Origin of the sequence: Roseiconus lacunae (assembly GCF_008312935.1) — a bacterium.
Lineage (GTDB): Bacteria > Planctomycetota > Planctomycetia > Pirellulales > Pirellulaceae > Stieleria > Stieleria lacunae.
Genome location: NZ_VSZO01000009.1, coordinates 94,906 through 117,164, shown reverse-complemented (window position 1 = coordinate 117,164; position 22,259 = coordinate 94,906). Strand labels below are relative to the sequence as shown.

Annotated in this window: 24 protein-coding genes; 9 read left to right on the top strand and 15 right to left on the bottom strand. The window is 54.0% G+C overall.

Features of this window, described 5'->3' with window-relative positions; all coding sequences use genetic code 11:
* The first annotated feature begins 9 nt into the window (after nt 1-9).
* The 3 genes from FYC48_RS13215 to FYC48_RS13205 are packed head-to-tail and all read left to right on the top strand — an operon-like array spanning nt 10 to nt 4,162.
* Entirely contained in the window at nt 10-1,812 is a 1,803-nt protein-coding gene (locus FYC48_RS13215) for a hybrid sensor histidine kinase/response regulator (RefSeq protein ID WP_149497187.1), read from the top strand.
* Nucleotides 1,809-3,005: a response regulator gene (locus FYC48_RS13210; protein WP_149497186.1), complete on the top strand. Its 1,197-nt coding sequence runs from the start codon at nt 1,809-1,811 to the stop codon at nt 3,003-3,005. The genes FYC48_RS13215 and FYC48_RS13210 overlap by 4 nt, the downstream gene beginning before the upstream one ends.
* Nucleotides 3,002-4,162: an HD domain-containing phosphohydrolase gene (locus tag FYC48_RS13205; RefSeq protein ID WP_149497185.1), complete on the top strand. Its 1,161-nt coding sequence runs from the start codon at nt 3,002-3,004 to the stop codon at nt 4,160-4,162. The genes FYC48_RS13210 and FYC48_RS13205 overlap by 4 nt, the downstream gene beginning before the upstream one ends.
* Nucleotides 4,163-4,337: 175 nt before the next feature.
* Here FYC48_RS13205 and FYC48_RS13200 read toward each other — a convergent pair whose 3' ends face one another.
* The 4 genes from FYC48_RS13200 to ilvD all read right to left on the bottom strand — a co-directional run bounded on the left by FYC48_RS13200 (nt 4,338) and on the right by ilvD (nt 8,980).
* Nucleotides 4,338-4,784, bottom strand: coding sequence for a Minf_1886 family protein (locus tag FYC48_RS13200; RefSeq protein ID WP_149497184.1), 447 nt, complete (start codon nt 4,782-4,784; stop codon nt 4,338-4,340).
* A 92-nt stretch (nt 4,785-4,876) separates the two neighbouring features.
* Nucleotides 4,877-5,875, bottom strand: a complete 999-nt coding sequence (locus FYC48_RS13195; protein WP_315853775.1) for a PSP1 domain-containing protein — start codon at nt 5,873-5,875, stop codon at nt 4,877-4,879.
* Nucleotides 5,872-6,870, bottom strand: a complete 999-nt coding sequence (locus FYC48_RS13190; protein ID WP_149497183.1) for a WD40 repeat domain-containing protein — start codon at nt 6,868-6,870, stop codon at nt 5,872-5,874. Before FYC48_RS13190 ends, FYC48_RS13195 begins: the two co-directional genes overlap by 4 nt.
* A gap of 433 nt (nt 6,871-7,303) precedes the next feature.
* The gene (gene ilvD / locus FYC48_RS13185; protein WP_149497182.1) at nt 7,304-8,980 is read right to left on the bottom strand and encodes a dihydroxy-acid dehydratase; all 1,677 of its coding nucleotides are present in this window, start codon (nt 8,978-8,980) and stop codon (nt 7,304-7,306) included.
* 129 nt (nt 8,981-9,109) lie between these two features.
* Here ilvD and FYC48_RS13180 point away from each other — a divergent pair, with 129 nt between their 5' ends.
* The gene (locus tag FYC48_RS13180; RefSeq protein ID WP_149497362.1) at nt 9,110-9,832 is read left to right on the top strand and encodes a 3-keto-disaccharide hydrolase; all 723 of its coding nucleotides are present in this window, start codon (nt 9,110-9,112) and stop codon (nt 9,830-9,832) included.
* A 169-nt stretch (nt 9,833-10,001) separates the two neighbouring features.
* Here FYC48_RS13180 and FYC48_RS13175 read toward each other — a convergent pair whose 3' ends face one another.
* Complete coding sequence (locus FYC48_RS13175) at nt 10,002-11,039, bottom strand: aldose epimerase family protein (RefSeq protein WP_149497181.1); 1,038 nt, start codon at nt 11,037-11,039, stop codon at nt 10,002-10,004.
* Between the two features lie 139 nt (nt 11,040-11,178).
* Between FYC48_RS13175 and FYC48_RS13170 the strand changes: the two genes are divergently transcribed.
* From FYC48_RS13170 to FYC48_RS13155, 4 genes are all read left to right on the top strand, one after another.
* Nucleotides 11,179-12,456 (top strand): tRNA dihydrouridine synthase, encoded by a 1,278-nt coding sequence (locus FYC48_RS13170; protein ID WP_149497180.1) that lies wholly within the window; start codon nt 11,179-11,181, stop codon nt 12,454-12,456.
* An 86-nt stretch (nt 12,457-12,542) separates the two neighbouring features.
* Complete coding sequence (locus FYC48_RS13165; RefSeq protein WP_235034237.1) at nt 12,543-12,914, top strand: tellurite resistance TerB family protein; 372 nt, start codon at nt 12,543-12,545, stop codon at nt 12,912-12,914.
* Nucleotides 12,915-12,918: 4 nt separating this feature from the next.
* The gene (locus FYC48_RS13160) at nt 12,919-13,548 is read left to right on the top strand and encodes a phosphopantothenoylcysteine decarboxylase domain-containing protein (protein ID WP_230774708.1); all 630 of its coding nucleotides are present in this window, start codon (nt 12,919-12,921) and stop codon (nt 13,546-13,548) included.
* Nucleotides 13,549-13,577: 29 nt separating this feature from the next.
* Complete coding sequence (locus FYC48_RS13155; RefSeq protein WP_149497178.1) at nt 13,578-14,501, top strand: dihydroorotate dehydrogenase; 924 nt, start codon at nt 13,578-13,580, stop codon at nt 14,499-14,501.
* 28 nt (nt 14,502-14,529) lie between these two features.
* Here the strand turns inward: FYC48_RS13155 and FYC48_RS13150 are convergent, their stop codons facing one another.
* The 10 genes from FYC48_RS13150 to FYC48_RS13110 all read right to left on the bottom strand — a co-directional run bounded on the left by FYC48_RS13150 (nt 14,530) and on the right by FYC48_RS13110 (nt 20,755).
* Complete coding sequence (locus FYC48_RS13150) at nt 14,530-15,687, bottom strand: hypothetical protein (protein ID WP_149497177.1); 1,158 nt, start codon at nt 15,685-15,687, stop codon at nt 14,530-14,532.
* A 77-nt stretch (nt 15,688-15,764) separates the two neighbouring features.
* Complete coding sequence (locus FYC48_RS13145) at nt 15,765-16,100, bottom strand: DUF4235 domain-containing protein (protein WP_149497176.1); 336 nt, start codon at nt 16,098-16,100, stop codon at nt 15,765-15,767.
* A gap of 68 nt (nt 16,101-16,168) precedes the next feature.
* A complete protein-coding gene (locus FYC48_RS13140) occupies nt 16,169-16,423 on the bottom strand; it encodes a hypothetical protein (RefSeq protein ID WP_149497175.1) in 255 nt (84 codons plus the stop codon).
* Between the two features lie 23 nt (nt 16,424-16,446).
* Nucleotides 16,447-16,959 (bottom strand): phage holin family protein, encoded by a 513-nt coding sequence (locus tag FYC48_RS13135; RefSeq protein ID WP_149497174.1) that lies wholly within the window; start codon nt 16,957-16,959, stop codon nt 16,447-16,449.
* Complete coding sequence (locus tag FYC48_RS27785; protein WP_160149504.1) at nt 16,956-17,186, bottom strand: hypothetical protein; 231 nt, start codon at nt 17,184-17,186, stop codon at nt 16,956-16,958. Before FYC48_RS27785 ends, FYC48_RS13135 begins: the two co-directional genes overlap by 4 nt.
* Nucleotides 17,183-17,605: a hypothetical protein gene (locus FYC48_RS13130; protein ID WP_149497173.1), complete on the bottom strand. Its 423-nt coding sequence runs from the start codon at nt 17,603-17,605 to the stop codon at nt 17,183-17,185. Before FYC48_RS13130 ends, FYC48_RS27785 begins: the two co-directional genes overlap by 4 nt.
* A 195-nt stretch (nt 17,606-17,800) precedes the next feature.
* The gene (locus tag FYC48_RS13125) at nt 17,801-18,232 is read right to left on the bottom strand and encodes a CsbD family protein (RefSeq protein ID WP_149497172.1); all 432 of its coding nucleotides are present in this window, start codon (nt 18,230-18,232) and stop codon (nt 17,801-17,803) included.
* A gap of 514 nt (nt 18,233-18,746) precedes the next feature.
* Entirely contained in the window at nt 18,747-19,232 is a 486-nt protein-coding gene (dps, locus tag FYC48_RS13120; protein ID WP_149497171.1) for a DNA starvation/stationary phase protection protein Dps, read from the bottom strand.
* 109 nt (nt 19,233-19,341) lie between these two features.
* Nucleotides 19,342-19,821 (bottom strand): response regulator, encoded by a 480-nt coding sequence (locus FYC48_RS13115; RefSeq protein WP_160149503.1) that lies wholly within the window; start codon nt 19,819-19,821, stop codon nt 19,342-19,344.
* A 466-nt stretch (nt 19,822-20,287) separates the two neighbouring features.
* Nucleotides 20,288-20,755 (bottom strand): nucleoside deaminase, encoded by a 468-nt coding sequence (locus FYC48_RS13110; protein ID WP_149497169.1) that lies wholly within the window; start codon nt 20,753-20,755, stop codon nt 20,288-20,290.
* 183 nt (nt 20,756-20,938) lie between these two features.
* Here FYC48_RS13110 and FYC48_RS13105 point away from each other — a divergent pair, with 183 nt between their 5' ends.
* Nucleotides 20,939-22,210 (top strand): DUF2254 domain-containing protein, encoded by a 1,272-nt coding sequence (locus FYC48_RS13105; protein ID WP_149497168.1) that lies wholly within the window; start codon nt 20,939-20,941, stop codon nt 22,208-22,210.
* Nucleotides 22,211-22,259 lie beyond the last annotated feature (49 nt).

Genomic DNA, 22,259 nt, shown 5'->3' with positions numbered 1-22,259 from the left:
GGTTGGACTATGAGACTAAATAGTGATCAAGAATATCGACACATACTGATAATCGATGACAACGAATCGATTCATGCCGACTTCGACAAAATCCTCCGGCATACGTCGAATCATTCTGAACTCGATCAGCTCGACCTCGAACTGTTCGGTCCAGGCGACGAACAAGTCGAGCAAGTTGATTTCAAACTGGAACATGCTTTCCAAGGAAGAGACGGCTTGGAGATATTGAAGAAGTCACTTTCCGAAGGCGAAACTTTTGGTGCGGCGTTCGTCGATATGCGGATGCCGCCGGGATGGGACGGAGTAGAAACGATCAAGCACCTTTGGGATGTTGATCCATGTCTACAGGTAGTGATTTGCACCGCGTATTCAGATCATGAATGGTCCAAGATTGTTGAGAATCTTGGGCAGACCGATCGCTTACTAATTCTGAAGAAGCCTTTCGATGAGATCGAAGTGGTCCAGTTGGCGACTTCCCTCTGCGAAAAACGTCGCCTGCTAGATCTCTCACGCCAGAAGATGGAATCGCTTGAACATACCGTCGATGAACAGTCGTTGGAATTGCAGGATGCGTTGGAGAATGCCGAAACGCTGATCCAGTCGATCTCCTCAATCTTGGTCAGCCTCGATTCAAATGGCTTAGTCTCTCGCTGGAACCCAATTGCCGAGCAAGTGTTTGGTATCCGGGAGCCTGATGCAATCGGCAAGGCTTGGAACGAACTTTCGATCAACTGGCTGGTACCGGAAAATGTCCAGCGTTTGGTCTCTGCCGGATCTGCAAAAGGTCCCGTCCGTGAATCAATCCAGTTCCTGGATTCGGCGGGAAGTACGCTTACTTTGGAATTTCATGTTTTTCCGATCGTTGACGAAGCATCCTCCGCCGCTCGATTGATATTGGCTAACGATATCACCTTGCAAATCATGCTGAAGTCTCAATTGGATCAAGCACAACGTTTGGAGTCCGTTGGTCAGCTCGCCGCCGGCGTCGCCCACGAAATTAATACGCCAATGCAATACATTAGTGATAACATTCGCTATGTCTCCAAAACGTACCAACGGCTTAAAGCTCTTCTCGATTGTCTTCCCTCCCTGATTGATGATTCGATCAGTGACGAAGAGTTTTTGACGTTGCGTGGGCAAGTGATCGGATCGACCACCAAACGTAAGCTAGATGACTGGATCACTCAAATCCCGGAAGCACTCTCGGATTCCATCGTTGGGGTCGATGCTGTTGCAAAAATCGTTTCGGCGATGAAGGAGTTTTGCCATCCGGGACGGGACGAAAAGTCATTGCTTAGTTTGAATCACATCTTGAATTCCACAATCACAGTTGCCCGCAACGAGTGGAAGCATACGGCAGAACTTGAAACGGATTTTTCAGATGACTTACCGGATCTACTCGGGTTTCCCAGCGAGCTAAATCAGGCATTCCTCAACATCATCGTCAATGCGGTCCATGCGATTCGAGACCAAATCGAGGGTGAGCGTATCGGTCGAGGGGTTATTCGGATTTCCACCCGAGCGGAGCGGTCTTCCGTCATTGTCGAAATTTCCGATAACGGAGGTGGAATCCCTTCCTCTGTCCGTGATCGTGTCTTCGAACCGTTCTTTACGACCAAAGATATTGGGAAAGGGACGGGGCAGGGATTGGCGATCGCAAGGTCAGTGATTGTCGATAAACATGGGGGAACACTTTCGTTCGATGTGGAAGAGGGGGAAGGCACGAAGTTTATCATCGAATTGCCACTGACGGTGGATGACGCGATTGAGGAAACGGACGCAAACGAGATCCAGATGGAGGCCGTTTCATGAACGTTCTGCTGGTTGACGACGAGGCACAAGTGCTACGAGGTGTCGCCCGTACGATTGAGTGCGAAGCCGAGGAATGGGAAGTCCATTCGGCGAATTCAGCGGCCGAAGCCCTCGAATGTCTCGACTCTGAAAAGATCGATGTCATCGTCACTGACATGAGCATGCCTCAAATGGACGGGGCTGAATTGCTTGAGATCGTAGAAATACGGTTTCCAAATGTGCTGAGGATCGTGCTTTCTGGGCAAGCGGATCGAGACTCCGTATTGCGAGCGATCAAGCCGATGCATCAATATCTTTCAAAGCCATGCGATCCCGATGTATTGCTTGCCGCGATCCGTCGAGCGGAAATATATAAGGATACGATCACGTCTTCAGAAGTTCTCGACGCAGTCGGGCGTGCGAATTGTTTGCCAACGCTCCCTTCGATCGTCGCCGAAATCAACCAGGAGATCGATTCTGACCATGGAACGATCGCGACCATTGCGTCGGTCGTTTCGCGTGATCCCGTTCTGTCAGCTAAAATATTGCAGATCGCTAACTCGGCCATTTTTAGTGTTCGCCAGCCGATTCTCGACGTTGAACATGGTTTGTCATTGCTCGGTGTCGAGATGGTCCGTTCTCTCGCTATTTCACTCGCTGTATTTTCCACAGAAAATAGGGCGACGCTTCAGACCGCGACGCAGCTGTTTGAGCATTCCGTTGATGTCGCCAATATTGCAAGAACGATCGCCAGTGTTGAAGAAGTTGATTCTACGACGCTTAACACCGTGCTTTCGGCCGGACTTCTCCATGACATTGGAAAGATGATCCTTTTCAACGCATTTAGCGATCGCTACACCTCGTTAATCAGTCGATCAGAGCGTGGTCTTCATCAGGCTGTCGACTTAGAAAAGGAAGAATTTGGCTGCTCTCATCCTGGAATTGGGGCGTACCTTTTGGAGCGGTGGGGTGTGCCGAAAGAATTGACTGATGCGGTCGCGGCACATCACAGTTTGGGGATTTGCTCGCGTGCTGAGATCGCAACGCAGATCGTTTATGCGGCCAATTGGATCGCGACGCATCCGGACGGAGCGACACCGATCGATGTCGAGGAAATTCAGTCCCCGATGTCGAAGAAACTCACCAAATTCCTCTGCCAATTGAAGCGGTGGTCAATCCATTATCGCGAAACGCAACAAGCACCGACATCATGACCAGTAATCAAATCCTGTTCGTCGATGATGACGAGCGTATTCTGAAAGGAATCCAGAGGCAGCAAGGCGAAGATTTTGAGATCACAACGGCGCTCGGGCCGGTAGAAGCGCTCGAAATCTTCCAAGACGACGGGCCCTTTGCCGTAGTCGTCTCGGATATGCGGATGCCTGAAATGAATGGTGTGGAGTTGCTCAAGCGTATCCGAAAGCAGTCGCCGGATACCGTGCGAATGATCATCACGGGATTCGCCGAATTGGACACAACTATCCAAGCGATCAACGATGGACACATCTTTCGCTTCCTTGCCAAGCCTTGCGGCGAACAGGAGATGGCGACGTCATTGAGCGCCGCACTCAGGCAATACGAATTGATTCAGTCCGAGCGGGAACTCGTCGAAGGAACTTTGCGGGGGAGCGTGGATGTCTTGGCGGATATTCTCTCGTTAATCAATCCACTTGCGTTCGGTCAGTCAAATCGACTTCGCACCACGGTGGAAGGAGTGCTTAAGCGCGTCTCGATCGATAACGCTTGGCAGCTAGAAATCGCGGCGGTGTTGGCTTCGCTCGGTTGCGTTGCGTTGCCGACCGATCTATTGAAAAAGAAGTTCAGCGGACTGCCGTTTAATCAGGAAGAGGAATCGCAATTTCGTCATCATCCTGAACTAGCGAGTCGACTGCTACGCAGTATTCCGCGACTCGATGAAGTCTCCGAAATAATCGCTTCTCAGATGGTAGACGACCGGTCTCGAGAAGCGTTGTCCCCGGAACTCGAGCGAAAGTCACAAATCTTACGGATGGCGTTAGAGTTTGATTTCACAGAACTTCTCAGTCCTTCGTCGTTGCATGCCCTCGACGAGATGAGGAAGACGGCCACGAAATATGATCAAGACCTTTTTGATGCGTTAGCCGACTACGTTAAGCGTGAGCGTCATACCGCAATCAAAGAAGTTCCGATCAACTCCTTGCGTGAAGGTCATGTGCTTGCCGAAGACCTATGCGGCAAATCCGGCACGTTGCTGATGAGCAAGGGGCAGCGGTTGACCGAATCAGCTTTGCGAATGATCGAGAACCATCGACGCAACGGTGCGTTGGGCCCCAAGATTAAGGTGGCTAGCACCAGCATGGCGGACGCGCCGGCTGCGGTTGCAGTCGGATAAGAAGTCGCACCCAAGCGATGATTAGGGACGGAGGCCGTACAATCTAGACCCACGTGCTTGTGGCATCTGAAAATACAGGTGCGAGTCTTCCGTCGGCGGGCGTTCGAACTGGTGATTGGTCAGAGATTGTGGCGAACGCATACGGCTGATCGCAAGATTGGGCTGGAACAAAGCCCTAGCAATCTAGCTCGTCGACAGGTTTGGGCAGCGTGAAGTCTGGTTCGAAGGCGCCGTCAAATGGATAGACGTCGTCAAAGTCCTCGCGGCGATCGGAATCGCTTTTCCGCATCTGTTCGATTCGGATGAGGTTGTAAACGATATCGCCAAAGTCGCTGGTCGAGCGAATTCCCCAGGTTGAAAGTACCATGCGCGCGAGATAGCCGTATTGGTCAATCGCATATTGACGGCAGCCTTCGCACAGTTGCTGTCCGGTGATGTGCCGTGTAATGGAGCTGCTCGCGGCCTCACCGCTGACCGAAGCTCCCGTTAATTCGGGCAAGTGCTCTTGGGTGAATTGCAGTGCCTCACGCACAAATTGGTACGCTTCGTATTTGAAACGGGCGTCCTCTTTGAGCAGCTTTCGCATTGCTTGGAGGGGCGAGTTGGACAATTCATGACTCATCGTGCAATGACTCTATTCGATTTTGCAGCGTTTCGGTCAACGGATCCGTAGGACGGCAATCGGACAGCAAGTAACAGTCTAATTCACCTATTCTAGGCGTCGCGATGATCTGGCGGACGAGATTCTGGGTTTGTATTTGATTTCCGGTTGCGAGCACCGGAGTGGTTGGCGGACGGTTTTCGCCTCCCCCCCGATTTTTGTGGCGGTGGCATTTTAGTGATGCTGACCACTTGGTCACCGCCAATCATGATCCGGCGTTTGTCTTCGGTACGCACAACCAATTGTTGCGAAAGAATGTCCTGAGCCAAGACCGTCGCTCGTCCATCTCGCGTTAAAATTTGTGCCCCGATCGGAGGAAGCTCCGCCGCGAGTTGTTCGTACGTCTCGAATTCATACCGCAAACAACACTTCAATCGGCCACAACGTCCTGAAATTTTTGTCGGATCGAGGGTCGACCGTTGCAATTTTGCCATTTTCATCGACACCGGTGGCATCTTACTCAGAAATGTCGCGCAACAAATCGGTTGTCCGCAATCGCCGTAATCCGCCATCAGTTTCGCCTCATCGCGGACCCCAATTTGGCGCATCTCAATCCGTGTCTGGAATTCGCTGGCGAGTCGGCGCACCAGTTGACGAAAATCCACCCGGCCTTCGGCAAGGTAATAAACCACCAGTTTTTCGCCGCCGAGCAAGCGTTCGACGTCGACCAGGTCCATTTGCAGACGCAGGGAATCGACACAGCGTTGGCAAACCGCCAAGTCGTCTCGCACGAGTGTTTCAATATGCCGCCACTGCGTCTTGTCATCGTCGGTCAACCGTCGCAGGATCTTTCCCGATGTCGGTTCCTCCATCGAGTCAAGCGATGCCGGGGTCGCTTCGCAAAGGACGGTGCCAATTTCGGTTCCACGGTCGCTTTGGATGACGACCTGATCGTTATATTGAAACGGCTCACGGGCTTTCATGACGCCGAGGATTCGCATTGTTCCATAGCGCACGACATACTCGACCGGCGAGCCGCTCGCGATCGAGCCGGTCGTCGATGTGGTTGCTTCGGTACTTGATAGATCGGAGTGTTTTGAAGACTCACTCATTCAGTCGCAGTATCCGACTCGGGCGTCCGTGCGGTCAGGGTCCAACTCTGCTTGGCGATCGCGATGCCGTCCTTCCGCGTGCCGACCAACAATGCTTCCGGACTCGCAAAATCGAGTGCCCACACACCACTGTCCGCACCTACCGTTGTGACGCTGCCGCCGGAAACAAAGTGGACACGTCCGCTGACTTCCGCGGCCGCAACTTGACCGCTCGCCGACACCGCAATTCGCGTGATCCAGTCGGTGCCTTTGGCAATCGCTTCTGGCGTCGCATCCGCTTTTGCTTCGACCCGGTAAAGATTCCGATCGCCTGATCCAATGATCAACGACGACTGGTTCTCGTACGCGACACACCAGGCCGTCTCGTCACTGATCACAACCTTTGCGACGATTTCCAGTTCCGGCCACGAGAGTAGATGGACATTGCCTTCACCATCGGTCGCGGCAACTTGTTTTGAATCGGGTGAGAATGCCAAGCAAGTAATCGATGCTTTTCCAAGTTCAACCGACTTGGACACTTTCGACTCTGACAGACTCCATGCAAATAGCTTTCCCGATTCGTTTCCTGCGACGACGTGCTGGTCATCGGGTGACACGACAATTTTTTGGCACCAGCGTTCAAATGCGTTGTCATGTTGGGTCGGCTGTTTTGACTCGACGTCGTAGACAACTAGATTGCCTTTGTAGTCCGCGCTTGCAATGGTTTTTCCGTTTGAGGATGTCGCAACTGTCCAGACGGCGGCGGGGTGTTGATACAGTTCCTCGAATTTGTTCGGCGTGTCAGAATCGAACTGCACGACGGCGGACGGTCGCAACAAAAGTCCGGTGGCCGTTCCGGCGACGAACGTCTGATTATCCAAGCCATCGATTGCGGTAATCCAAAGTGATTCCGAGTCGATCGACTTCGACGCTTTATCGCTGTCGTCGGCACGGACCGATGCAAATGGAATTGCCACCAATAACAGCGCAATCGTGGTGCGGAGAGTGAATTTCATCGGTTGCTATCGATCGAGAAGTAGGAAAGAAAACTCGTCGCCGGATCAGAAAAACGAGACAAGCCTCATGTCGCAGACAGGGGACGCCGCCAAACATTCCGTTGTCGTTCTTTAACCGATCAAGCTAGTGGTTCGTCAAGATCTGAAACAGGGCTCGCCGAATGGGTCTAGCCATGGTGTTTCGGTCAGTAACCGGGGGCAACGCCCATCGGCTGATGGGCACTCACCGAGGCTAACGCCTATCGGCTGAAGGGCAGCAACCGGGGCTACCGCCCGACGTCTGATCAGCCGAACCCGGAGATGGGGTCGAGACGAAACACAAGGGTTTCGATTGTAGCAAACTCTCCAACGTGTCGCGTGGTCGTTTTGGAGAATGATGCTGACACACGCGGGCCGTTGGTTTCTGCATAGAGGCTGCGATAGCGGTGGGCGACTATTCGTCGGTCACGCAGCCTTCGCTCGCCGTTTTGACGTTCTTGATGTACTTGTAAAGCGTTCCCCGTTTGACTTTTAGTTCGGGGGCTTTCCATGATTCGCGACGCTTTTCAAGTTCCTCTGCCGAGACTTCCACGTTCAGCGAATTGGTTTCGGCGTCGATGGTGACGACATCGCCATCGCGGAGCAATCCGATCGGTCCACCAATTTGTGCTTCAGGCGTGACATGTCCCACGATGAATCCATGGCTGCCGCCGCTGAATCGACCGTCGGTGATCATGGCGACGTCCGAACCGAGTCCGGCCCCCATGATCGCACTTGTGGGAGTGAGCATCTCGGGCATGCCGGGGCCGCCTTTCGGGCCTTCAAAGCGGATGACAACGACATCGCCTTTTTGGATTTTCTTTTGTTCCAAGGCGGCCAGCATTTCTTCTTCACTGTCAAAGCAGCGGGCGGGGCCACTAAAGAGAAGTCCTTCCTTGCCGGTGATCTTGGCGACGGCACCTTCGGGAGCCAGGCTGCCTTTTAAGATGCGAATGTGGCCACTCGATTTAATCGGGTTGCTCACCGGACGGACAATCGACTGGCCTTGCTTCAGGCCCGGTACCGCTTCGACGTTTTCGGCCAACGTCTTGCCCGTGACCGTCATGCAGGAACCGTCCATGAGTCCTTCTTCAAGCAGGTACTTCATGACCGCCGGAGTACCGCCGATCGAATGTAAGTCTTCTTGAACAAACTTTCCACTTGGTTTCAGATCGGCGAGATAGGGAATTCGATCGCTGACCGATTGAAAGTCTTCGATCGAAAGCGGTACGTCGACGCTGCGTGCCATCGCGATCAAGTGCAGGACGGCATTCGTGCTTCCGCCGAGTGCCATGACGGTGACCATTGCGTTTTCAAACGCTTGTCGCGTCATGATGTCGCGCGGTTTGATGTCTTTTTTCAGCAATTCAAGAATTGCGTCCCCGGCCTTCTTGCACTCTTCCTTTTTCATCGGGTCTTCGGCAGGAGTGCTCGCCGAGTAGGGCAGTGACATGCCCAATGCCTCGATCGCGGTAGCCATCGTGTTTGCCGTGTACATCCCGCCACAAGCGCCGGCGCCCGGACAGCTTTTCTCGACGATCTCCTGTCGCTCCTCGTCGCTGATTTGACCGGCGATGAATTGCCCGTAGCATTGGAACGCGCTGACAATGTCCAGTTTTTCACCGTTGCGGAAACCGGGCCGAATCGTTCCTCCGTAAACCATGATCGCGGGCCGGTTCAAGCGACCCATCGCCATCAAGCAGCCCGGCATGTTTTTGTCACAACCGGGTAGCGCTACTAACGCATCGTACCACTGTGCACCCATGATCGTTTCGATCGAGTCGGCGATCAGGTCCCGGCTCTGTAGCGAAAAACTCATTCCGTCGGTACCCATCGAGATGCCGTCGCTGACCCCGATGGTATTGAATCGCATTCCGACCATACCCGCTTCTTCCACACCCTGCTTGACCTCGGCCCCCAAATCCAGCAGGTGCATATTGCAGCTATTCCCCTCGTACCAAACGCTCGCGATACCGACTTGTGGCTTGTCCATGTCCTCGCGGGTCAGGCCGGTCGCATAAAGCATCGCCTGAGACGCACCTTGGCTTTTCGGCTGGGTGATCTTGCTCGAGTATTTGTTCAGTTGAGTCATGGACGAAGGATCGGGTTGGGGGGATGGATTAGCTTGTCGTGTCGCGAAGGGAGGCGACCGAGGAAGTGACGTATTATCATGAACGGATTCTATTTCACAATCCGTCCCTTTTTTGGCCAGGTCATCACCATGCGTCACCGGATTTCGCGTTTCCTCCGCCCCGCTTTGCTCATCGAGCGTCTTGTGTTCCGGAACGGCGTTTTTGTCATCGCCGTTTCCCTGGCCACAGCATTAACGCTGACGATACCTGCCGCAACGGCCGAGGAAACGTCAGCGGAATCACCGGATCAAGCATTCCAAACGCTCTTCGACGGAAAAACACTCCAGGGCTGGGAAGGTGACGAACGTTGGTTTTCAGTCCGCGATGGGATGATCGTCGCCGGGAGTGCGAGCGAGTCGATCCCGCACAATTACTTCCTGTGTACCGAAAAACGTTACCAACACTTCGAATTGGTCGTTGAAGCAAAATTGGTCGGTAAAGGAAACAACGCTGGCGTGCAATTCCGAACCGAACGTCTGCCTGATGATACCGAAGTGATCGGTTATCAGGCGGATATCGGCTGGATGCAGAACGGGACCTGCTGGGGGGCACTCTATGACGAATCACGCCGGCGTAAATTCTTGGCCGAAGACCAGGAACTCGCCGCTAAGGTCGTCAAAAAAGGCCAATGGAACGAACTGCGAGTTGTCGCCAAAGGCAAGCGGATTCAGATTTTCCTAAACGGCGTCCGCACCGTCGACTACACCGAACAGGACGCCGATATCAAGCAGGACGGTGTGATTGCCCTGCAGGTTCACAGTGGACCGCAATTGGAAGTTCTCTACCGCAATGTCCGCTTGCGTGAGCTTTGATTAGCCGAATGGCGTTAGCCACGGTTTCGGTGCAGCAACCGGGGCGAATGCCCTTCGGCTGAAGACTCGCGTCCGAAGTCTCGCATGGTACAACGCACTCCCCGCGTCTCGCGGCACCGCGTTTGCCCTAAGCCGTTCGGCAATTCCTTCGACGAAGGCAATCGCCACGCTAGGGGCGCACTCCGAAACGGTGGATCGTGACTTCCTTTAGCGTTTCACCCGGATTGAGCAACGTTGACTTGAATTCAGGTTTATTGGGGGCGTCGGGGTAATGCTGTGTTTCCAAGCAGAACGCATCGTGCGAAGCAGCACCGGCGGTTCCAGGTCCCCCGCCGAGATGGTTTGCCGTGTAAAGCTGCATCCCCGGTTGGGTCGTTTCGATTTCCAGCGAGCGCCCCGAGTCGGGGTCAACGACGATGCCAGCTGGGCGTAGCGTACCGGCCTGTCCTCGCACGACGTAGCAGTGGTCATATCCCTTGGTCGCCGGCAACTGGTCGATGCGTTTTCCTAATTCGGTCGGGGATCGGAAATCGAGCGGGGTGCCTGCAACCTCGTTCAGTTTTCCAGTCGGGATCAAATCATCGTCGACATCCAGGAAATGGTCCGCTTCGATCGTCGCGACATGGTCTTTGGCCGTCCCTGATCCGGCGCCGCCGAGATTCCAGTAGCTGTGATTGCACAAGTTGACATGGGTGGGTTTATCGGTGGTCGCCGAATAAGTCAGTTTCAACTCGTCGGCGTCGTTCCACGTATATTCGGCGATCGCATGGACCGTTCCTGGAAATCCGTTATCACCGTCGGGACTGGTCAATTCGAAGCGGACACCGACGTGATCAGACGCCTGAATCGGTTCGGCAGACCAGACCTGGTAGGAAAAATTCTTCTTTCCGCCATGCAGTTGGTGTTTTCCGTGGTTCACAACCAAGGGATACTCTGTGCCATCGATTGTGAAAGTGGCGTTCCCGATTCGGTTGCAAAATCGCCCGACGGTACTCCCAAAATACGGATGTCCCTGAACGTAGGGCTCCAGCGAGTCGAAGCACAAATTCACATTCGCCAATTGACCGTCACGATCCGGGACCTCGACTTCCAGCAACGTCGCACCAAAGTTCATCACGTGAACCCGATGGCCTTTGGAGTTGACCAACGTGTATCGAGTGATCGGCTGATCATCGGCTGTTCCAAACGGAGCGGTTTCTATCATCATCGAACGTTCGTTCTTTGGCGGTTGGGCGTGTGAATTGGAAACGAAAAAACTAACCAGAGGTGAATTGAGTGTCAGTGTTACACCAATCGCCACGGCTCCCACAAGTACGGACGACAGTCCAGGCAGTGATTGTTTCATCATGACGATTCACGGAGATCAATTGAACGGGGAAACGATTCGCGGTGCGGAGTTCGGCGGGGCCGAGTCGATTTCAGAAGCTCAATCACATCGGCCCGGCTCCGGTGCAGCGGTTACCGACGCCACCGGGGCTGATAGTGTACCGCCGGTAGACGGTGGGCAACACAAGGCGGCCGCTATTCCTCGCCCGGCGGTCGAAGACCTACGCGCGATCGACACTTGGAAAAACGAGTTTTCGCCGTTGCAGCTTGGGGCGGTTCAAATCGGTTTCCCGGTCGTTCAGGCGGCCCTCAGCGGTTATAGCGATTTACCCATGAGAGCAATCGCTCGCAAGAGTGGGGCGAGCTATTCGGTATGCGAAGTGATGCTCGATCAGTTTCTTCTGGCGCTCAATAAACGGCAAAAAACGAAGCACTTTCTCGATATCCATCCCGACGAGCATCCTGTCGGTGGCCAATTAATGGGGGCCGAGCCGGAACAGTTTTCACTCGGTGCGATGAAGCTGGTCGAAGCCGGTTTTGATGTGATCGACGTTAACTTTGGTTGCCCGGTCAAAAAAGTTCTCGGTCGTTGCCGCGGCGGGTTTCATCTCTCTCAACCGGAGGTCGCGATCGAGATTTTAAAACGAACGCGAGAGATGGTGCCGGATTCGATTCCGGTCACGGTGAAAATGCGGCGTGGCATCGATGACTCGAACGAATCGCGAGATGCGTTCTTTCAAATTCTCGATGGCGCGCTTGATGCCGGTCTCGCCGCCGCGACGGTCCATGGACGAACAGTGGTGCAGCGCTACGTCGGTCCGAGTCGTTGGGCGTTTCTTGGCGAAGTCAAAACGCACGTCGGCGATCGAATGCGGATCCTCGGTAGCGGGGATCTATTCTCCGCCGAAGACTGCCTGCGGATGATGCGTGAAACCAGAATCGATGGCGTCACGGTCGCTCGTGGGGCGATCGGAAACCCTTGGATTTTCTCTGATGCCCTGGCCCTGGCAAATGGGCTTCCGTTGCCGACACCGCCGTCGCTGGGTGAACAAGCCTCGCTAATGCGAGAGCATTTCGATCTCTGTGAACAAAGCTATGGCGAAAAACGGGCTCCAATGCTGATGCGAAAGTTTGGCATTAAGTACAGCCAATCGCACCCGCGTCACGAGTCCGTGCGGCTGGAGTTCGCTCGGATCAAATCCAGAGCTGACTTCGAGAATGTTCTCCACAGTCACTTCGTGCCTGATGGCCCCGGCCGCAGGGTTCCGCGTGAGTGCCACGGGAGCCAAGAAGAGTAGTCAGCCAACGTCGCCAGATGACTGTGTGCTGTCGGCGGCTTGCCTGGGATGGTCAATCGTTTCACCCTGATGATAAACTTGCCACTATGAGCGAAAAAGAACTTAGCGAACGGGTCCGTCAATTACGCAATCTCGTCGTGATGGCGTTCGCCGATGGGTCCCTCGGTGAACGTGAGGTCGACTATGTCGCCAAACGATGCCATGAACTCGGCCTCGGAGAATCTGAGCTGTCACACGCGATCCGCTTTGGACTTGGTGATGACGCGGCGTTGGAGCTTCCCGTCGCGCCGGATAGCCGAGAAGAGTTACTCGTTGATTTGATCAAAGTGATGGCCGCCGACGGCGTTTTGGATGAAAACGAAAAACGTTTGTTCGCACTCGCCGCGGCCAAGATGGAAGTCTCTACCGAGCGGCTAAACCAATTGGTCGACGAAACGCTGAAAACATTGGATCAATAGTTTCGTGGCGAAGATTCTGATTACATCTGGTCCGACCCGGCAATACCTTGATCCCGTTCGCTACCTCTCCAACGCGTCCAGTGGGCGTATGGGGGCGGCACTCGCACAGGCTGCGATTGATCTCGGACACGAGGTCACGATCGTTTCCGGACCGGTTTCGATCGAGTATCCTTCGCGGGCGACCGTGATCCCGGTCGTCTCGACCGACGAAATGTTGCACTCGGCGATGCAAGCGTTCCGCGACTGCGACGGTGCCATCGGAGCCGCTGCCCCGTGCGATTACATGCCACGTTTTGTCAACGACCAAAAGATCGCCAAAACGGGCGATCCGCTGACCTTGCAATTGATCGAAACGCCCGACGTCGTCGCGACGTTGGGACAAAACAAAACCGCTTCGCAATGGGTCGTCGGATTTGCGCTGGAATCCGAAGATCGTCGCTTTCGCGCGACCGTCAAACTTGAGAAGAAACATTGCGACCTCATTGTCAGTAATGGTCCCACGGCAATCGATTCCGATGAAAACGAAGTCGAATTGATTGGGCGTAGCGGCGACGTTCTGATGAAAATCCACGCGGACAAACAGTCGGTCGCGGATCGCATTCTGCAAGTTATCCAAGAACGACTGATTCCCTAGAAGATACGTTGTATCGAGGCTCTCGAACGATGACACAATCCACCACCACAGTGGACTTAACGACGACCTTGGGCAGACTCTCGTTGCCCAATCCAATTCTGGTCGCGTCAGGCACCTTTGGTTATGCTCGCGAGATGGAGAACGTCATTGACGTTTCGCGACTCGGTGGTGTGCTACCGAAAACAATCACCGCCGAACCTCGTGTCGGCAATGCTCCGTGGCGGACTGTTGAGACGTCGGCTGGTTTGTTGAATGCGATCGGTTTGGACAATGACGGAATTGATGCCTTCTTAGAACACCACCTTCCTTATTTACGAACCATCGGGGCGCCAATTGTCGTCAGCGTTGCTGGTCGAACTGAAGACGAGTTCGTCGGTCTTGCCGCGCGGGTCGCAGAGCACGGGGCCGATGCCGTCGAACTGAACCTTTCCTGCCCTAATGTGAGTGGGGGCATTGATTTTGGAATCAATGCCGAGTCTTGTAGAAAGGTTGTCGCGGCGGCACGGAAAGCTTGTTCAGCTCCGATCCTAGCGAAACTGACCCCCAACGTGACCAAGATCGCAGAAGTCGCAAAAGGTGCTGCCGATGGAGGTGCGGATGCGGTTTGTTTGATCAACACCGTGCTCGCGATGGCGATCGATTGGAGGCGACAAAAGCCGGTGCTGGGTAATGGGATGGGCGGACTGAGCGGACCGGCGATTAAACCGATCGCGCTACGCTGCGTCCATCAAGTCAGATCGTCGGTCGACGTTCCCATCATTGGCATTGGTGGTATCTCAAACATCGATGACGTGATGCAGTTCCTCGTCGCCGGGGCGTCGGCCGTTCAAATCGGCACCGCAAACTATTACGACCCAACAGTGTCGACACGGTTGATTGATGAGCTGCCTGCTGCACTCTCCGAATTGAACGCGACGTCAGTCAAAGAAGTCGTTGGTTCGTTAACGATTTAATGCATCGAATTGCTGATAGAGCGTGCCCTTACTGGTTCGCGGCAACCGATTCCGAGACTTCGAAGGATCCAATTGACAGTCCCTCTTCGTCAGCGAGCGCAAGGTGCACACGAAGCTGATCGATCACCAATTGAACCTCGGATGGGCTAATCCCGCCGCTCTTCAAGCGATCGAAAAGCATTTGATTCGTACTAATGTGAAGCTGCACCCAACGGGCATCTTCGACCTGACGATTTGAGACGTCCGTAAAGCGGTCAATCATCGGAGCCCGTTGTGACTGGGGACGCGTCTGGTTGTCCGGGACGAGTGTTGCTTTTGGTTCCGGGTTAACCTCGGCGACGTCCGGAGTGATCGTTCTAACGGGGTCCACCGTTTCGTCTAGGTCTTCGTCATCGAACGATGCATATTTACCCTTCTCGTTGTCGACATAGTAGTCGCCATCTTGATCGTAGTCGTCGACGTCGTAGATCGAGTCGACAGAATAGGGAAGCGTGTTGCTGCGCGTCTGCGTTTCCCGGTTACTAATGTGAGCTCCATAGGGTTCCGCGATTCCGCGGTCACTACTCGCCGCAACTGCCTTTTCTACTTGGCTTTCGACCTTTTCGGCAAGAGACTGCTGCTCTCGGGGCGTCGCTTCTGCATCGGCCACCCGATATTGATCAATATCGGCTTGATTGACCCCGGTATTGTCTATCGATTGTTTCGATTTTCTGAGGGACGCTTGTTCCGAGGCCGCGGTCTCAGCCGCTGAATTAGAAGGACGGGCCACCCGTTTCCAACCGAGGTCCTCCATCTGGACGATCAATCGATCAGCTTTGTCGGCAATGGCATAGAACTTTGCCCGCTGGTCACTATCTTTCGTATCAGAAGCCGCTTTAGCGGCGGCCGTCCGAACAAGGTTAGCATCGCTCCACAATACACCCGCCCAAGCCCATTCGCTGATCCGACCGTCGTCCATCTCAGACTTAATCGCTGCCGGGAGTTGTTGCGTCGTCGATTGCTTCGATTGCTCAGCCGCGTCAGACGAAGGCTGCGATTTGCTTTGTGGCTGTACAGTTTGTGACTGTTCAGCTTGGACTGTAGCGGCCACTTCCGTTGGCGGATCGTCCGACTTTGCCTTAGAGGCTACGAACGCACAGAGAACGAGAAAGAACAGGGCGAGTGGTAGACGAAGAGGATCGTTCATGGTTGCATAGGGTGCGAGGGGATGGGGCAACAAGCCAATCGGATGTGATAGCTCGGCCGGCTACGGGCGACGCTGAGCTAGAGGCGGTCGTAAAATGCTGACGCTGATCGCCGCGACGCAATCCTGGTCATACCGACAAGTGCACCAGAAATAGCGCCCCATAAAAGAGCGTCTTTCCAATTGACCTCCGGTGATGACGGGTTCACCGGTGGATCGCGGTCGAGCGCACTCCGCCAGCTCGCCTGAAGCGCCTGACGAGCGACAAAGGTGGCGGCAATCGCCGCACCATACGCGAGCAGGTTTTCGGTCGCTGTGATGCCCTCGTTGACTCCGTCGGGTTCATGATGACCACCAACGTGTTCGCTGAGTGACGTCCGTGCCTCATCGACACGCTCTTGGATCTGCTCTAACACGGTGTACTCCGTTGTTTCTCGATTGAAAAAAACGCGGGGAAGAGCCCCGCGAGGTGCCCGATAGTCGACTACGGCTTGAGTTTCCACCCGACAACGATACCGGCGGCGAAGGCCCAGCAGGCCGCGACATCAGGGTGGTCTTTCGCATACTCTTTGGCCAGCGTAAGCAGATCTCGCGCTGGTTCTTTGACGTAGTGCGTCGCCGCATCTTGACCGTACTCGACCGCCTTTTCCGCAACACGATTTGCAGTCTCGTGGGCTTGGCTGCTCGACGAACTGGTGGTGTTGGAAGAGGCGGCGGTTGCTTGCTTACTCGTGGACATAACTATCTCCTAAAGGAATCGTGTTAATTTGATTGAGAGACTTGGGATCGATACATGTGGTCATTCATTTCTTTCATTTCTGGTGAGTGACCACTGCTATAGGGGCCGAAGCTTTCCGCCCGTATTTGGTTCCTCGCCGATGATCTCGGAGTTACCAGGGTTGCTTTCAGCCACTTCAGGCTTTCGACGAACTCAGACTTGCTTTCCGTCATCGCCTGCGATGCCTTAGATGCGGCACCAGCGGCGAGCCACAGAAGTACGACGACGACAACGAATGCGGTGACCGACGTGACAATGATGGCGGCGCCGGTACCAAGTGGCGTAAGGTCGCGGATAAGAAACCCGACTCCTACCAGAAGTACGGTGAGTGCTGATCCGGCAAGCGTCACTGCAGATACCCCGGCAATCATGGCCTTGGTCAGCTTCCGCCGAGCTTCTTGCGAATCGACGGACAACAACTGCCATTGCAGTTCCATCAAGTCGATGATGTCGCGAAGTACGACTCGCATTGGTGACGGAGAGGTGTGTTCGCTCATCGCATCACCCGCTTCACAAACCAACCTAAGGCGAGCCCTGTGGCGGCGGCGACAGCCATCGCGGCTTTCGGATGGCTGGTAACCATCTGCACTACCGGGTTCTCATCCTGTGAGGTGATGTGCCTTGACCCATCGTAAGCCCGCACATTGGGCACGTCTGGAAATGTCTTCGAACGTTGTTCTAAAGGAGCAATCATGTTGACTGAATCGGTTAACGTGGATTTCATCGCACTGACCGCGGGGAGTGTGTCTCGGTTCTCATCGGTTGAGACCGCGGCTGGATCATCGAGGTGATTTGATTAGCGGCCATTGAAGCAACCTGCCGCAGGGCGATTGTCGCAACGGCACCGACCAAGCCACCGACCAAGCCTTTCTTTGCTGGCTCCGCGTCTGAGTCACGTCGACGAGGATCGCGCTCGACGACAACTTGTTTGGGCGTCGATGGCGACGGAACCAACAAAAAACCAATGGCCACGGCGGCTCCCAGCATTGCTGCGGGGTGCCGACGGAAGTGATACTTCCAATCAGACAGTTCTTTGACCTGATCACGAGCCTGGTCAACTTCGTAAGGCAGGTTGGTGCGAATCTCTCGCATGCGCTGCTTGATTGCTTCAGCTTGTTTTTCAGTTGCGAGTGTTGTAGTCATGCCGTTTAACTGTCTGCGTTTTGATCCGTGACCATTTTCGAATGATGGTCGTTGAGGTTGGTAGGGAACGGCGACGAGGTGCCAAGCCCTCACGATAGATTTGCGTTTGGTCTGGAAACCACTCACGTTCCACAACCGACCCGCGGGTGGCTATCGGCAACGGCCTTGCCAATCCAAAAGCCATGGAGTCGAGCGTTACCGTCGTTTGCCAAAGAAGAACAACGCTCCGGCGGCAATTCCTAACCCGAAGGCGATCGCGATTGACTCCTTGGGGCGGCTTTTAACGGTATGCACAAATCGCTCGGCGTAATCCTCAGTCACGGCGGCAGCGTCCGCACAAGCATGCTTCATGTAATCAGCGGTATCGCTGTAAGCTTGTTGAGCAGCTTCACCATACTGCTGTGCCGCTGCCGAAACTTTCTCGCCAAACGAAGGATCCAAAATTCCATTGAGGAAGTTTTCAACCTCGTTTCGGGTCGCGCCAGTTTTTTGTTGCACGACGCCGACGAGTTGTTCGGCCGATCCACGCGCCCGCTGCAAATCGTTTTCAGTCAGCTGACCCCAATGTTCACGCAGGCGTCCTTTAACTTCGTTCCATTGTCCGTGTAGTTGTTCTCGGTTTACCATCGGTTTACTCCGTCTGTTTGTTGGTGAGTCGCGGTTGCGACCTTCAGTTTCAATACATTTGAAAATGCACTTGCCATGCCATAGCTGAGGCTCTGCTAAAAACTTCTGCACGAATCGGCAAAGAAGTCGCAATTCCCATAGTCGCGGCATTCAGATGCCTCGTTTGAACGCCGGCTCCGTGAGCAGCCCGAGAGAAGGCGGTCGAACTGAGTCCGTGCAGCTAGTGATCGCGTTACTAATCTGGGCGTTCAACAGCCATGTTGTGGGCTGATCAAGCAGAAGGGACTGCCGTGCAGAAGAATGCCACCGGACACTCGGGGCAGCGGCCTTCGCCGAGCCCAGATCTGAGTAATATGTGTGCCGCCAATCGATAGGGTTAGGTGGCGAGGGGCCAGGGCGACACCGACATCCGCGGCGCATTAAAAAAGGCGAGTACCCGATTAAGCGGGGCACTCGCCATTGCGGACCTGGTTTGTCGCAGGCCGTCGTTGATTCGGTGACGGCGAAAGGGTCGTTACTCCTCTTGTGCCTGTACCATCCAAAGATGTTTTTCGAGGGGCGCAGAGATACCGATGAGCAGGTCTTCACTAACCGGATCAAGGTCGCCGACCTGCTCAATTGATTTACGCAAGCCGTCAATGACGGTTTTTAAAGAGTCGGCGACATGAGTTGCCGTCGCTTGCACGTCTTGGAAATCGCTTGGGTATTCCTTCAAGTCGGTATTCTTCGCGACCGTTGCCGCGCGTCCGTCGGCTGGGATTCCCAGCGCCGCGATTCGCTCGGCGACTTCATCACTCGCGGTTCGGACAGACTCGATAATCTCGTCTAGTTGAAGGTGGATTGAGCGAAAGTTTTTGCCGACCACGTTCCAGTGAGCTTGTTTTAGCAACAATGCAAGATCGATCAGGTCGACCAAGTTTTGCTGCAACAAGTTCGTCGTCGATTCGAGTTTCTCGCCCTCAAGGATCTGACGTTTAAACGGTGTTGCTTTCGTTGACATATGACGTTACTCCCGTAATGTTCAAATGAGTTTCGTGCTTCACATAGAAGCGTTGTTCACTGAACGAAAGAGCAACTCCGATGCCAATCGAACGATTGTCTGCCACGGCCTAAATCCAGTCCGCTTCGTACTGGGCAACGTAGCGGCGAAGTTTAGGGGATACCGTTGCGACCTGAAACGCCTGCGTGAACGATCCCCAGCATTCCGAACCACGCAGAGTTGCGAAGAATGCCATTAGGAACTGGTCCCGGTCCAATGGCTTTGATGCGAACGCGCTGCCCCCGACCTTTTGGACGAAGTCTTCGATCATGGTGTCTTCCAAGCTGCTGATGACTAGCACCGGCATCTTGATAAGTTCAGGCTCGGTCGACTCACGGATGTTCCGAATCAACTGAACTCCGTCCCCACCGGGCATGTCGATATCGGTGACAACAATGCTCGGACGCAGCGTCTCAATCAGAGTTGCCGCCTCACCGCCATTGCCGCACTCGAAGCATTCGAAGCCGAGGCTCGACAGCCACGACCGGATCGCCAAGCGTGTGCTTCGCACATCATCGACAATCAAACAACTTCCAACGAACTGACGCACGATTACTTGAGGGGCTCAATAGTGGGAAAACAGGGTGAAAAAGTTTCGATTAGATCGTTGCTCGGTTTGTGGTCCAGAGGTTAGGTGCTACCGAGGTGTTCCATCGAGTTCTTTGTCAGCGACGCTATCGTAGCGTCCATCCGTTCAAGCCAACAAAGCCGAAATATAAAACGATTCGAAGAGTTGGCTGAATGGAAAAACGGTTTGTTAAATCGGACAACGAGGGGCTGGTGAACCTTCACCGTTCACGGGCAGCCATAGCACGCTGGCATGGGTTTGCCTGACCAAGCCAACCGGAAAATCAAACAGGCTTGACAGGTTTCTACCACCACGTCTTCTCAGCCAGTGTTGCAACTTCTAGGCCATAGGGTAGGAGCGAACTCGCATTCATGCGATCCCACTGGCGGCTTCACGACTTCTCTGTTTACCCCATTGAGATTTGGACCTTACAGGCCGCGGGGCGATTTTATCGTCTGGATTGTTTGAAAAGGCGGACACAACGCTCGATCTGCACTCCGCCGTAGACTTCGATTGGCTCCGATGCCTCATCAAAGATTAATTTCGATGCGAGTTGAAGTTCATCGAATCCGGCTTTTTTTGCGTCCTCGACACTTGCGCCAAAAACGATCGATCGGATTCCGGAGAACACAATCGTAGCAGCGCACATCGGGCAGGGCTCACACGTGCTAACCAATTGGTAGCCCCGCAGATTGGCTTGGCCGAGTTTTGCACAGGCTGTGCGAATAGCGATCACTTCGGCATGGGCACTGGGATCCGTATTCGATTTCACTACGTTATGCGTGATCGCGATGGGGGTTCCGCGATCATCGAAAATTGCGGCGCCGAAAGGACTTTGACCCAGTGAAATTCCGACTTCGGCGATCTTGATCGCTAAGTCCATTCGCTGTTCGGATGTTTCTTGGGGGGGGCTCATGATCGTCCTGGGGTATCGTTGATTTTGGCATCGTGAATGATGCCCTGGCACAAAGAATGCAATTCAGAAAAGAAAAAAAGCCTGTTCCAAACAAGATAAAATGCTTGTACCAAACAGGATGACGAGTAGTGGCAAACGAGATACCAAACCACATTTAAGGCGATCGAGGCTAATTCGGAATCGGTGAAAGCTCAAATTCAGCAAGTGGCTTATCGGATTAGCGGCAGCTATTGGTTCGTTCCCACCCTCATGGCGATTATTTCATTGATCGCCAGTCGATTCACCATTGAGATCGATCGTTCAATCGGCGTCGACTGGGTGGAGATGGTGCCGATCGCTGCACTGAACCAACCCGAGGGAGCGCGGGCGCTGTTGGCAACCGTCGCCGGTTCAATGATCACCGTCGCCGGGGTCACATTCTCCCTGACAATGGTGACCGTGTCACACGCGACGTCACACTACGGTCCGCGATTGCTTGACAACATGATGCGGGATCGTGGGAATCAAGTCACACTCGGTACGTTTGTCGCGACCTTCTTGTACTGCTTGATGGTCTTGAGAACCGTTCGTTCAGGTGACCCCGATAATGAGGCTCTGCAAACGACTCTCTTTGTTCCGCACCTATCCGTCCTTATTGCGTTTCTTCTCACGCTTGCCAGCGTTGGAGTCCTGATCTATTTCATCCATCATATCCCCGAGAGCATTCATATCTCAAACGTTCTCGATAACATCTCGCGGATGGCTGAGTCCAAGGTCGGTGAGCTGTTTCCTGAAATGCTCGGCGAACCTCGATCATCGGACAGTATTGAAGCGATCGATTGGTCGGATGGCCTCGCGGTGAGGAGCACGCGGTTTGGTTATCTTCAAGGTATCGATGAATCGGGCTTGATGGAGACTGCGATTCAGCATGGGGCGGTGATACATTTGCTGATCCGGCCCGGGGACCGTGTTTTGCTGGGGCAACAAATTGCAACTATCAAGCCTTCTAACGGTGTCGCCGATGCGGACACGACGCCACTGATCGATGCGTTGATTCGATGTCTTGCGATTGGGAATAGTCGGACGCCGACACAGGATTTGTTTTTTATTCTGCATCAGTTTGTCGAGATTGCGGTTCGCGCGCTTAGTCCAGGTGTGAACGATCCATTCACTGCAATTCAGTGCATCGATCAAATTGCGAATTCCATCACTCTGATCAGTTTAAGAAAGCTGCCCAATCCTTTTCGTGTCGATGATGAAGGGCACCTTCGGGTTGTCACCGTTGGTCTGGACTGGAAACAAATTATCGAGGAATCCATTGACGTGCTATTGCCGTATGCGTTGACCGATGCAAACGTGAAGGCGCACCTAGAGGAGACGATCAAACAGATTCGTAGTGTCACAAAAGTTCCGCAGTTGGATGAGCAACTTGACAGATTAGAGTCTGAACTCGTCGCTTGGAAACCGTTAAGTTGACCCATCACGGGCGTTCGATCCGGTTCTAATACGGCAACCGTCTGCGTTG